This window comes from Komarekiella delphini-convector SJRDD-AB1, from assembly GCF_014831675.1.
Taxonomy (GTDB): domain Bacteria; phylum Cyanobacteriota; class Cyanobacteriia; order Cyanobacteriales; family Nostocaceae; genus Komarekiella.
Window position 1 is genome coordinate 1 of sequence record NZ_VJXY01000091.1, and the last position, 12,870, is coordinate 12,870.

General features: G+C 39.9%; 12 protein-coding genes. 3 read left to right on the forward strand and 9 right to left on the reverse strand.

The features are described 5' to 3' along the window. Nucleotides 1-393: 393 nt before the first annotated feature. The 3 genes from FNW02_RS35670 to FNW02_RS35680 all read right to left on the reverse strand — a co-directional run bounded on the left by FNW02_RS35670 (nt 394) and on the right by FNW02_RS35680 (nt 4,897). Nucleotides 394-576 carry a hypothetical protein gene (locus tag FNW02_RS35670; RefSeq protein WP_191762222.1) on the reverse strand — a complete coding sequence of 61 codons (183 nt, stop codon included), beginning with the start codon at nt 574-576 and terminating at the stop codon, nt 394-396. Nucleotides 577-926: 350 nt separating this feature from the next. Beyond that, a complete protein-coding gene (locus FNW02_RS35675) occupies nt 927-3,902 on the reverse strand; it encodes a Tn3 family transposase (RefSeq protein WP_191762213.1) in 2,976 nt (991 codons plus the stop codon). Nucleotides 3,903-4,000: 98 nt separating this feature from the next. After that, on the reverse strand, nt 4,001-4,897 hold the full coding sequence (locus FNW02_RS35680; protein WP_191762214.1) for a tyrosine-type recombinase/integrase: 897 nt from the start codon (nt 4,895-4,897) through the stop codon (nt 4,001-4,003). Nucleotides 4,898-4,993: 96 nt separating this feature from the next. On the opposite strand from FNW02_RS35680, the gene FNW02_RS35685 reads away from it, so the two are divergent. Next, nucleotides 4,994-5,449, forward strand: a complete 456-nt coding sequence (locus tag FNW02_RS35685) for a double zinc ribbon domain-containing protein (RefSeq protein ID WP_191762215.1) — start codon at nt 4,994-4,996, stop codon at nt 5,447-5,449. A gap of 87 nt (nt 5,450-5,536) precedes the next feature. Here the strand turns inward: FNW02_RS35685 and FNW02_RS35690 are convergent, their stop codons facing one another. The 3 genes from FNW02_RS35690 to FNW02_RS40045 form a co-directional block, all read right to left on the reverse strand. After that, entirely contained in the window at nt 5,537-5,845 is a 309-nt protein-coding gene (locus tag FNW02_RS35690) for a DUF6632 domain-containing protein (protein WP_225226193.1), read from the reverse strand. Nucleotides 5,846-6,081: 236 nt separating this feature from the next. Next, nucleotides 6,082-6,297, reverse strand: a complete 216-nt coding sequence (locus FNW02_RS35695; protein WP_191762216.1) for an HVA1 family protein — start codon at nt 6,295-6,297, stop codon at nt 6,082-6,084. 431 nt (nt 6,298-6,728) lie between these two features. Beyond that, the gene (locus FNW02_RS40045) at nt 6,729-7,010 is read right to left on the reverse strand and encodes a hypothetical protein (protein WP_348535504.1); all 282 of its coding nucleotides are present in this window, start codon (nt 7,008-7,010) and stop codon (nt 6,729-6,731) included. A 554-nt stretch (nt 7,011-7,564) separates the two neighbouring features. Between FNW02_RS40045 and FNW02_RS35705 the strand changes: the two genes are divergently transcribed. Continuing rightward, the gene (locus FNW02_RS35705) at nt 7,565-10,498 is read left to right on the forward strand and encodes a pentapeptide repeat-containing protein (protein WP_191762217.1); all 2,934 of its coding nucleotides are present in this window, start codon (nt 7,565-7,567) and stop codon (nt 10,496-10,498) included. A 301-nt stretch (nt 10,499-10,799) separates the two neighbouring features. Here FNW02_RS35705 and FNW02_RS35710 read toward each other — a convergent pair whose 3' ends face one another. Genes FNW02_RS35710 through FNW02_RS35720 form a run of 3 tightly spaced genes read right to left on the reverse strand, consistent with a single transcriptional unit; the run spans nt 10,800 to nt 12,644 of the window. Then, on the reverse strand, nt 10,800-11,468 hold the full coding sequence (locus tag FNW02_RS35710; protein WP_225226195.1) for a DUF488 family protein, N3 subclade: 669 nt from the start codon (nt 11,466-11,468) through the stop codon (nt 10,800-10,802). Nucleotides 11,469-11,499: 31 nt separating this feature from the next. Next, nucleotides 11,500-11,931, reverse strand: a complete 432-nt coding sequence (locus tag FNW02_RS35715) for a DUF1392 family protein (protein WP_191762218.1) — start codon at nt 11,929-11,931, stop codon at nt 11,500-11,502. Next, the gene (locus FNW02_RS35720; protein WP_191762221.1) at nt 11,928-12,644 is read right to left on the reverse strand and encodes a DNA cytosine methyltransferase; all 717 of its coding nucleotides are present in this window, start codon (nt 12,642-12,644) and stop codon (nt 11,928-11,930) included. Before FNW02_RS35720 ends, FNW02_RS35715 begins: the two co-directional genes overlap by 4 nt. A gap of 9 nt (nt 12,645-12,653) precedes the next feature. Here FNW02_RS35720 and FNW02_RS35725 point away from each other — a divergent pair, with 9 nt between their 5' ends. Further along, complete coding sequence (locus tag FNW02_RS35725; protein WP_191762219.1) at nt 12,654-12,806, forward strand: glycosyltransferase; 153 nt, start codon at nt 12,654-12,656, stop codon at nt 12,804-12,806. Nucleotides 12,807-12,870: the final 64 nt, after the last annotated feature.

The window sequence follows — 12,870 nt, forward strand, 5'->3', positions numbered from 1 at the left end:
TTTACTACTTCCCAACCACTGGCTAGACAAGTTGATTGGCAGAAATTTTGGTTTGTTGCCTAAATAACAACCAGTTAAAATCCTATCCAAGCAATCTTCAAGTCAGCAATTAATTTCATCATTATTAGTTGATGTACATTGATTAAAATCTATGTTTGGTGTAAGCTTCAACTTAGCTATTCGTTCCATCAATATATAGTCTTACTACACATAATTAGGAAAAAGTGGAATCTGCAATTAAAAGAGCTTCTACCGGGAGCAAATGTCTGATTGCTCCAGGTAGAAAATCGCGTCTCCAGATGATGTTACAGCTTGTAAATAGATAACCACCCTGGATTACAGACAGTGAGATTGATCAACATTATTAACTGCTCAGTAGAACCAGTGTACTTTTCACTCTAAATTAAGCTTTGGGGCGGTTCCGCCATCAATTACACTAGACACCACTTTGCGCGGGGTAAGGAAGGCAAGGACAATTGCCACTAATAACAATGCTGGAACATCACCAAACAGGTGTCCACGTTCAGCAGGATCAATTACTGGGGGTAGAGCTGGCGAAGCTGTGATGAAGTGCAAACTAAACTGTTTAGTTTAACAACGGAGCATAATCATAGACGTTTCTCTCTTGGCTACGCATTTTGTATCTCAGATTCTAATTCTCAATAAATCATCTAAGTAGATGGACAAAAGTATTTACCGTCATTGCGAGCGTTCGCCCTGATCTCGAAGAGAAGCAAAGCAATCCCAGCCTTTGCGATTGCTTCATTTCGCTTCGCTACATTCGCAATGACATTATGTAATTAATTCTGTCTGACTACTTATTGCAGCGATCGCTTTGCTCCGGGAGGCAATCACACTCCTTGATAGGTGATAGACATCCTTAGTAGAAAGGACATAACGCAAGGAGCATGGTTGCACAGAAGTGTTTATACAACTGTCTCAATGGGCAAACGTTCGTTCATATCCAAGTTGAAAGTACCATAAGGATTGATATGTAGCCAAATCAAAGGTGAGAGGGCCCGCAAGTCAAGTTTAGTCATTAACTTCATCCATTGCGGTTGTGACAACACCTGCTGAATCATCAATGTATTAATATACACCAAAGAAATTTGTAGCAGATGTAAAGATAAAATAGACAACTCCTGATCTTCTAAACGATTAGTAGCAACTTCTCCACCCTTGCCATAAAAAATAAAACTGTTAGCACTATTCCAATTTTCAACGACATTCAGCCCATCATTAATTTCTCGACGCAGTTCCATAGAATGCAGATATTGACACAGAAAAATGGTCTTGACAGCTTTCCCCAACTCACAGATGGCTTGATAAGTAGGGTGTAATAAATTCCCCCTAGTAAAACGCTTTAAAATAGCATCTGTTTCTGCCATTCCAAGCCTAAGTGCAGTGGCATACTTAATCATTTGGTCATACTGCTGACGAATTAAATCCCAGTTGATTGCCCGAGTAAGAACAGGTTGCAAATTAGGATAATCACTGCTAATTCCATTGATTGGTAAATATAATTTTTGAACATTAATGCGTTTGAGACGTGGCATCAACTGAAAACCTAACAAGTGGCAGAAAGCAAAAGCTACCTCACTTTGTCCATGACTATCCACAAAATTCTTCTCAACCTTCATCTCGGTACAATGGCGTAGTAAACCTTCAATCATTGCTGCGACTTCACTACTTGAACAGGTTTTTAGCTGGGAGTAGATACAGACAGAATTTTTTTCAACGTGCCAGTAAATCATCACACCGCGGCCACCATAGCGAATGTGCCACTCCGTCATTAAATTCTGATCCCAAGCACCAAACTTTTTAGAATCAGAAGCACAAGCAGCCGTACCTTCTCCCCAAATATGTTTTAATCTTGCTTGAAAAATAGCATTAGCGATATTGGTAATAGCGTTGCGTAATTGTTGTTTGTGAATATAACAACGTTTAACGTGTAGCAACTCCTGATAACTATTGCCTCCTATTTCATCACTTAAACGCTTCAGTCCTGTATTTGTCCCCAAACCATACAAACACAGTAACAGGCGCTTTTGTAATAGCTGTAAGTCTAATACTTCTCTAGTTAAGACTGATTTAAAATATTCAGTAAAATTTACACGTAAATCTGTTTCTTTAAGGACATCCAAGAGACTAGTCTTCGGCCAACGGCGATTGATTTCGGTTTTTAAGCGCCATAAATTTATCGGTTCAGTTTGAGGTTTAAGAGGTGACACACAAATCCGAGATTTTCCTTGGTTTTTAATTTTGACATACTTGTTTTTTGGTAATCCTGATTCTAACTGCATCAGCGCTGACTGCATTTGCTGCTGTAAATCAGTAATAAACTCTTCAACATCAGATGGAAGTTTTAAAGCTTGAAAATACTCAGTTCGTTGGGAATCAAAATCTGTTGGTAAATCTTCTTCGGGATTACGATAACGATAGGCTCCAACTACCCAAATCTCTTTACATCTTAATTTGTCTCTTAATGCTTGAAGTACACTTAATTCATAATTGATCCGATTTACTTTGATATCACCATCACTATTTCTTTCCAAGATTAGTTCTTGCCAGCCACTACGCAGCACTCCTTCAATAGGAATAGCTTCTGTTATGTCATAGTATCGTTGGTTGCTATGAGCATATTTTTTAAGTAATTCTAGTGCTTGAATTACTGGACGATGAACATCATTATTTGAGCGAAATTCAAGCTGTTCTAAAATTAACGGTAAAATTCTCCGGTAATGTCTGCCATAAGAAGATCGCATGACAGTATAAACTCGTTCGCGGTAAGCATTACCTGTTGATTTGTATTCTTTAACTAAATTTTTGAGAGTTGTTTCACTAACCACTGGAAAAATAACTTCTTTGATAACTCCATCTGGCTGCTGTAAAGAAGCTTCTGCCATTTGAAAGAGTAAATTAGTCTTGCCATTAACCTTTTTAAAGTCTTTCAGCAACTCTTGGTCTACACGTTTTTCTGCTTTTGTTCCTATACGATGTACGATTTGGATAATAAGCTCTACTAAATTATCTATGATTTCTTGACTTCTTAAAAGAGCGAAAATAGCAACTAAGGTGTAACGAATTGCTTCAGGATGGCGGCGTAGGTCTTTTGGATATTCAACAACTACACGCTGTTTATATTGTTGTAAAATTTTAGTTGATATGGTGGGGAATAAATTAGCAGGTAAATCTAACTGACGCAAAATTGATAATTTTTCTATTTCTTTTTGAAAACTTTCTACACCAATCCTGCCTGGGTCTAATTTTAATTCGTTCCAGACTGATAACTCTGATGAATCAACATCTACCTGAGATACTACTTCATCAGATTGATTTTCAATCTTTTGAGGTTTGAATAAATTATCTATTTGCTCTTTAGTTTGGCTAGACAACTGAGCAACAGTTCTTTGAAAAAATTTCTCCTCAAAACTATAGAGAGCAGAACGAGTGATACGTTCTAGGCGACTTTCTGTTGGCGGCTCAATTTTTAGTTCTCTTAAACGAGATATAGCTGCACTTTCAAGTTGCTCATATTTTAATTCGTAAATCAGTGCTTGTTCTGTTAGCCAGTCTGTTAATTCTTGAGCGTCTCTAATACTAGCTTCTCGAAATCCAAAAAATTCTCTAATCTTCTTGCGGTAGTAAATTATCGAACGTCCTTGCCAATTACAATCTCGATAAATATTTGGAGAAATATTGAGTTGTTGGGTGACGTAATTAATCACTACAGCAGAAATTTCTTGGTCTGATTCCGGAAATTTAGCTTCTAGCTGAAAAAACTTCAATAATAGAGCAAAAACCAAGCGATTTTGAGGATTTTTATGGGTTAATAGGTCTACTTCGTTTGGTAGCAGTGTCCAGTACTCCACCAGTTCTTCTGGTTGCCAATTTCGTTTCATTAACTCTCACTCCCTTGGTGCAGAGTAGTATTAATACTCTGTATTAAATCAAATAAGACCACTAAAGTAAGTAATTACATTAAACCTAGACAAATATCTTATATATACTTTACTAAACTGCCTAAAGCTGTTTTAGCTACTATTTCCGCTCTCGCAGACGTGACTTTTTGGTAGCGTAAAGTAGTTTGAATATTTTCATGTCCCATTAGCGCTCTTAATTCTTCAATAGCCATCAACCCAACCCGCTCAGTGGCGAACGTATGGCGCAAGTCATGCAATCGAGTTTCTTTCAATTCTTCATATTGGTCAATTACTTCTCGCCAGTCTGCATTTACTGTTCTGTACGAGACTGGGGTTACAACTTTAGTTGTTGGGTGCTGTGCTGTGAATAATGCTGTACTACTCTTATGACGATAATGTCTTATATAGTTATTTAAAGCATTTTCTGCATCTTCACTATAAAAACACCAGCGTTGCTTGTTACCTTTCCCTACTACCTGAAACTTGCGTTGCTCCTGAAAAATCTGTGCCAACTCCAGTCCAAGTAATTCTCCGACCCTGGCTCCAGTTCGATGCAGTAAGTAGACTATCGCTTCTAGCCTTGCATTTGATTTTTTCACACCTGCATACAAAATATCCAACCCGGAAGGCGTGAAATAACGTATGATTTCATCTGTCTTATGCTCAAATCGTTCTTTTTGAGGTTTCCTCTGACTAAGACGGCTTACAGGATTTGATTGAATGTATCCTTCTTCGACAGCAAAATTCAACAGAGCGCTAATTATCGCTTGGTGGCGATTATGAGTCGTGTATCTTAAATTATCTAAACTCTGAAGATAATCTTTCAAGAGTTGGCGGTCTACTAATTCTATAGGTAAGGAGCCATGCTCTTTCAGCAAAGATAGTAGTGTTAGCTCATAAGATTTAAGTGTACTAGTCGCTAATCCTTGCCGACAAAGAAAAGCTGTAGCAACTTGTGCTAAAGTAACTGTCAAGTTTGACCCCCGTTCCTGAATAAAAGTGATATATTTAATCTAAAATACGCACTTATATAAAATAACTAATTACATACTTTAGTACATATTAAAACTATGGACAATACCCCCCAACCTCAAGAAACGTTGGCAGAGTACGTCAAAAGAATACGCAATCTACTTTCACTAAGTCAAAATGATTTGGCACTTAAGGCAGGCATTCATCTTCAAAGCTTGGGTAAGATTGAACGAGGCATGACTACCAAGCTCAATAGTAAAAGCCAGCGTGGGTTAGCCATTGCATTGCAGATTCCACCTGAGTACCTTGATGCTGTTGTCCGCGGTGTACCAATAGTCGCGTCAGATGTTCTGAAATTTTGCCCTCACTGTTGGACTCCAGGCACAGGCGTTGAAGAGATATGGTTATTGCCGCGATCGCAGTTTTGTTTTTTGTGCGGAACTGGTTTACGTAATAGTTGCGCTCAGTGTAATGAACCAATTACATCATTAAAATTTCGCTTTTGTCCTTACTGTGGCTTTCCATATAAGGGATCTAAGGATTCTGAATCTTAAAGCTAGTCATAAAAATATTAGTGTTATTTATTACTTGTAACCTTAATCCTTAAGATGAAATTTTATAGCTTTTCTAAACTAAACCGTTTAGTTTGCACTTGATGACAGCTTCGCCAGATCTACGCCTACTGCGTGTACCGCCATAATTAGTCCATGCACTAAACTAGACCAAACAGTGAACCAGATTAAACTGAGGTTCGCTTCTGGTTGTCGAGAAGCCAACAGCAAAAAGACACCAAGCGTCGCATAAACACCAATGATCATTTGTTCATATTCGTACTGACCTGGTTGCCATAACCAGCCTGATGCCCAGATTTTAGTCAGCGGATAAATAAGTAAAAAGGCAATTCCGACAAGAATGAGAGCGATTTGTAAGTAACGATGACGCTCATCCATTGTTTTCACCTTTGCTATTTTCCTGTGCAGTCTTTATCAATAAAACTGCTTAGTTTGTAATAGTATCGCCACTAGTACACTTCAAAACTGAAGTGTTAGAAATTTTAATGCTTGATTCACTGTTTTAACAAAGTCAATTCCCCAATTTTTTATCAACAACCGCTTTTAAGGAGTATCTGACAATTGCCCACCATTAGATAGTATTTACAAATAAACTTGTGACTTATACCTAAGCATTACTCTTCTACTTTCTTGAGGGTATCCGGCTTGTGAGCAGCTTCGTTTCCTGTCTGATCACTTTTGACTACATACTCTGGGTTATCCACACTTGCAGCGATATGGTTTCCTCTCAAGTTCGTCGGTGAAGTGAGCTTTTGTACTACTTCGCCAGTTTTCACGCCTTGTAGAGCTTTCCATTCAACCTTATCGCCTATTTTGAATTGTTCAGCCACAACAGTCTCCTATTTGATGTTTTATATCTTTTCAAGTCACATGATGTTTGTGATTTCAAAGATATTCATCATTCTAGTGATAGAGAAAATGCTTGCTCTGGCTTTTCACTCTTCAGCGGCTCAATCCCTATTTGCTTCTTTTAACACGATGCTGCAAAGCATGTTTGTATTATTGCTATTAGATACAAGGCAAAACTACATTTTAGTAAAATCAATCACTAAAATGTAGTCAACACATTAACATCTCCTTGCGTCATCCAATTAAGAATGATACTACAGGGATACCAACTATCAAAACTTAATTCAATTTGTATGCAACGTGTTCCAGGCTTTTATTCCTTTGGTAATTGATGTATCAAAGTGCTAAATATTACTACAAAACAAATTTTATCTACTCGCAAAAGTTATCCATGCGGATATCCCGCCAAATGTCACAAATCAAGGTTGATGAGGTTATTTGTATCAAGGGCAGTGTCCTGATGGTCTTTTACACACCAGGGCAGTGCTGGCAGTTCCGCATCATCAGCCGGACAGGTGGAATCTTCGGAGAACAAAAAATATACTACAGTGCTGATACGGCGTTTGAAACTGGATTGGAGTGGTTGCGGGATGAACGGTGATGAGTGCGTATATGCGATCGCCGCCATTGCAGTAATCTGCGGTACTTCACGACAGCCTTGAGCGCACTTTACTCTCTTTGAGCGATCGCGCACATAATTGTCCCAGCGCGGAGTTATTCGGGGTGATGATGGTATGCCGCAGAGTGGTAAATGTAAACCAATGGTTGTCAGGCATTTTCTTGGGTTACATTGGGGGCGGCGTTGATGCTGGCCTTTAACTCTTATGTGATGGGAGTTTCAAGATTTTTGGTTACTTTTGCATAAAACACAAAACTCTAGCTGAAGAGTATTACATAACAAAGCCACTATATGTAAACCAAGGGACAACGCTTAAAAGTCCCGGTATTTAATTTTCCTTTTTCAAGCACTGCTCTGGACTCCATAGCCCAGGGCAGTTTTTCATTATACAGAGACTTCAAGAGAGCCTCCACCCATTGGCAGCAATTGAAATTCTCGTGTAGTGCGTTGTTTACCCGCCGTAACCGTGAGATTGCGCTACAGTCCATAAAAACAGATACTCTAAGTGTAGCAAGCATAAACCTTTATATTTAGCAGCTAAATTATGCCTTTAGATTTCTGCGAGCAAAAGCTGGCTAGAGCAAACTTTAGGGATCATGAATCATTTATAATTGTACAAGTTTAAACTTATGCTTAACTCCTTATCAGAATTATCGAGAAAGGTAATCGCCCCTGCTAAAGAATTTATCTCAACAGAGAATGTAGAGAAAACGGCAGAGCTTAGCAAATCATTTATGGAATTAGCCAAAACTCTGCAAGAACAAGGCAAGAGCTTAGGCTTTTTAATGGGTTTAGTAAAAGAATCAAAGCCGCTGTTAGATATATTGTGTTCGGCAGAGGCGCAAGTCATAAGTGCAGGCTTGCCTTTTGTACCTTTTGCGATCGCACTTATAAAGTTTTATCGTGAAAAGAATAAATCTGAACCGACACTGGAAGATTGTGTTGTTATTATTAGCCAAGCAGCATATTTAGAAAGTTTTGCACAGGTTTTAGCTAATAACAAAGATGTATTAGGTAGGTGGAGTAGTGATGCAAATAGTAATCAAGTATTAGACAAAGCCCTAAAAAAATTAGATGATTTTGAATTAACGGATGAAATTACTAACAGTGTGATAGCATCCTTTTCTCAGTCTAGCTTGGCTGAACGTTTCAACAAAGTATTAGTAGCTAAATTAGAACTAGTAGGGCTATCTCAAGGAGAGGCTGAAGAGTTTACTAAATTAGTGGCTCGTGACACTCAAAAATACTTTTTGAAAGCATTAGCATTAGCTGGTGATTCTGTTCAATCTCTAGCTAAGTTATACGAAAATGGGGGAAGTAAAGAAATTAAAAAATATTGGAGTATTAAAAAATATCTAAAAGAACAAATTGATCCAAAACCCAAGGAAAGAGTATTTAATGAGGCTTTTACATATAGTGATATCTATGTCAAAGTTCATGCCAGAAAAGTAGATGATAATGGAAAAATCGATGAAGAATTTCAGACGTTTAGTTTAGAAAATTGGGTTAAGAGTATTATTTTAGATAAAGACCCTAATGCACAAGGAAAAGTAATATTTATTCAAGGAGGGCCTGGAAGAGGTAAAAGCATTTTCTGTCGGATGTTTGCTGATTTAGTGCGTCGAGACTTATATAGAAGATGGATACCTATTTTAATCCGGTTACGGGATATAGTAAATTTTCAGCAAAGTTTGAAAGAAACCCTACGCTCTAGGTTAGAAAAGTATCATTTTGCTTTAAAAGATGAATGGTTGATTGATGATGACATACAGTTCTTGTTTATTTTAGATGGATTTGATGAATTACGGATCGAGCGTAGTAATGATTCAAGTGTAAAAAAGTTTATTAGACAAGTGGGAGATTTCCAAGAAGATTATGCTGAAAAACATCGCGTAATAATCACAGGTCGAGCAATGGCTTTACATGGGATTGAGTATTTACCCCCCAATCTGGAACGGGTAGAAATTGCGGAAATGACTCCTGAATTGCAAAACGAATGGTTTGATAACTGGCGTAGACAATTCCCTACGGATAAAACAACAGAATTTCAACAGTTTTTGCAAAATGCTCAATCATGTCCAAACCAAGTTAAGGAGTTAGCTAAAGAGCCACTATTGCTGTATATGTTGACAGCAATGCACCGAGACGACAAGTTAGACATTAGCAAATTTGAGCAAGCCACTAGTACAGAGGCTAAAATATTAGTCTACGAACAAGCATTAAATTGGGTACTAACCATACAACGGTCTGATCGTCGTCACCCCGATTTAAATAAAGAACTTACCGGACAAAACCCGGAAGCATTACGGCGAATATTAGCAGAAGCAGCAGTATGTGTAGTGCAGTCAGGGGGAGAAAGTGCTTCTATGGAAATGGTAAAATCCCGTCTAGAGCAAGATGATGAAGCAAAAGAACTTATTACTAAAGCTGAAGAACAACTAGGAAAAGAAGCACTAAAAACTGCATTAGGTGCTTTTTACATCAAATCAGATGATAGCGGTGGTGTTGAGTTTTTTCATAAAAGTTTTAGTGAATTTCTCTGTGCAGAACGCCTCAAACAAAGCATTGAGGATTGGACTCAACTAGGTAGAGGAGGAAAAACCTTTAATGTTAATGAGAAAGAACTGTGTGAGGAAATTTATGACTTACTTGGATATGGTGGATTAACACCAGAAATTATAGAGTATTTGATGGCCTTATTAAGGACTAGCGGTGAGTTTAAACCTCAAGAAATTTTGCAGCGATTAAACAAGTTTTATCTAGATTGGTGTCAAGGAGAATTTATAGATTTACATGAAGAAACAACATTGCCTCAAGGAAAAGCACGAAATCTAGAAAAACAGGCAGGTATAAATTTAGGCCAGCGACAAGTTGATATATTTACTGGGCTAAATGTAATGATTCTTCTCTTAGAGTTACATCGTTATGCTCAGACTCAAGATGAACTAAAGGATAATATTGTCTTTTATCCTTGCGGGAAAAGAGACAGCGATAATTTTGATAACCAGCGATTACTTCGGATTATTGGATATAGCTACAGTGTCACCGTAAGTACTTTTTTAGAAACTGTTGGTTATTTCCTCTCACGCGCTAATCTCTCTGGCGCTAATCTCTCTGGCGCTAATCTCTCTGGCGCTAATCTCTCTGGCGCTAATCTCTCTGGCGCTAATCTCTCTGGCGCTAATCTCTCTGGCGCTAACCTCTCTGGCGCTAATCTCTCTGGCGCTGACCTCTCTGGCACTGGGGAATACGCTAGATTCCTATGCGGCGCTGACCTCAGAAGAGCTGACTTCTCACAGGCTAATCTCTCTGGCGCTGACCTCTCAAACGCTAATCTCTCACATGCTAACCTCTCACATGCTAACCTTTCACGATCTGTTCTCGCATTTGCTAATCTCCATTGTGCTAACTTCTCACACGCTAACCTTTGTGATGTTAACTTTTACGGTGCTGGCTTCGATAGCACTAATTTAACCAATATTGTTTGGGATGAGAATACAACATGGGCAAGCGTTCAAGGCTTGGAGACAGCAGTGAATGTGCCTCAAGCTCTGCTAGAGTGATTCAAAGAACCTATCTAACTAATTAATACCTTTACCAATTTACGAAGGTTCAACGCCCGTAGAAACAGGATGAATACGACCATTAACAGCAAGCTTAGTAAAAATCTGGATTAAGTAAAACATCTAAATAGTTGCTACTTTTTAAATTATTTTGCCATAGCGTTGTTCATTTATGTTTTAAACAAAGTTTTTTTCTTGAAAGTTGTGGCTACAAAAGCTTGCACTTTTTCTATATCAAGCTTAATTGTTCCACTTTCTCGTTCTCGTCCAGCTTACCCAGCTTCATAATCAGTTCAGAGGATTACGGCTTTCGTGCAACCGCTTGTGTAACTGAAACTTCACTTATGGCAGCAGTAGCAAGCGTTATCAGCAGCCGCTCGCAGTAAAACTCATGTCGCAGTCCCGACAGCACCCCAAGCAATCCCAACTCCGACCATTCGCCTAAATCTTCCTCGCCCACAGCCACGCGATAGTATCCGCACTCCAAACGTTCGCATCTCACTGGACAACCCGACTGGTGGCATTTCTCGATGAGACTCGTGACCTGTGGTGAATAGATTGCCTTACCGCCTGGGATGATTTTCAACTGTGGCTTTTGAGAAGTACCAATTTCCCCACCCCACTGTTCTGGCAAATAAGCTTGTACTATTTCTTCACCCACTTGATACCGATGGCAGAAATCGCCAGTTTTCTCAAAACAGCACAGGGTAATATCTGCGCTCGATTGTTGCTGTTTGCGTACCCACAGATCAATCAGCTGTTGTCGGGAGTCCAAAATCTCGCGGAACTGGCGCTTGTACTCCTGCTGCGCCGAAGCATCTTTTACTGATGATTTCCACCATTTGAGCAGTTCAGGAGTAGGAGCGAACAACGGTAGATGCCTGCCTTGAAAGCCTTTTGGTGGATAGAGCGAGATGGAAACAGCCTCCCCCTTAATAGTCCCAGCGTAGTGCGACGTATAGATAGTCATACTACACCCTTACTAGGTCGGTATCTGTAACTCAAGCCCTGCGATCGCCTGATGTAATCAGCTTGCCATCGCATTCGGTCAATGCTGGAGATACCCACTCCACGGTGTAAGTCCAAAAGTCGTCTATCAAATGAATGCCTTGGACAATACGAAGTTTACTGACATCTTGATTACAGCGAAATACTACTTTTTGGCCTAATGTAAATACGGGCTTGTCTATGCCTAATTGCAGTTTTCCTGTGCCACGAAGTTGTAACGCTGATGTATAAACCACCTGATTATCAACTGCAACAGCATAGCTCCAATCATCCTGCAACCATTCGACCCCGCAGCAGTAGCCGAATGATTTGGTGGTGGTGACATAGGCTCTTTCTAGTAAGTTAACGGACAGAGGCGGGATTTCCTTGCCCCAAGGTGGTGAAAGATACCAGCACTCTTCTAAATTCTGAACAAGGTTAATCATGCGAACGCCTCCTGATTTATCATTAGACTGCACAAATAATCAATTCGCTTCCATGCAACAGCAGCTTGCCGTGGGGAGCAACTCAATCCATAAGCACGACGAGCATCGTAATTGCCCTTGATTCCCTTAGCTACTCCAACGGGAACCCCATTAGCCACCTGACGAACTCCGGGTTTAAAGCTTCGGACTTCATGAGACTGCCGCAGGAGCGCAATTTGATTTCCAATTTGGTTTGACCAGGCGGCCGGGACGATTTGGTGGAATAAGCCATTGGGGTAGGCAATAATGAAGATTCGTTTTCTATGATGGGAAAGTCCAACTGCTTGTGCAGAGATACAGTTCCATTCGCCCACGTACCCGATTTGGTCAAGGTCTTGGATAATCTGGGCAAGTCCGCGATGGAGTAAACCCGTGGGGTTTTCGATGAGGGCGATGGCTGGTCTACACTGGTTGATAATTCGGAATTGTTCTGTCCAAAGTCCTGATCTGTGGTCGAGTAGTCCCTGTCGATTTCCGGCGTTACTTGTACCTTGGCAAGGCAACCCCCCACAGATAATGTCGAATTGTCCTGGGTGGGAGTGGTAGGTTCGGATGTCTGGATGAATGAGGATGTCTGGTTGTTCATGACGCAGTATTGATTGTGAATAGGGGGATATCTCGACAAATTGCTGGACTTGGGCGTTTGAGCTATCGCCACCAGCTACAGGTAAGATTCACTACGAGTGTTTGTCATCAAGGAATTTCTCCATGATTGGCTTTTACCTCAAGTGAGTGCAATATTTCATCATGGCGGTGCAGGTACAACGGCGGCTGTGTTGCGTGCAGGGATACCGTCAGTGACAGTACCCTTTTTGCAGACCAACCGATTTGGGTGAAAGGCTAACCCGACTGGGGGTAAGCCCTATGCCAATTCCGTACAAGAGAGTATCAGAAGAAACT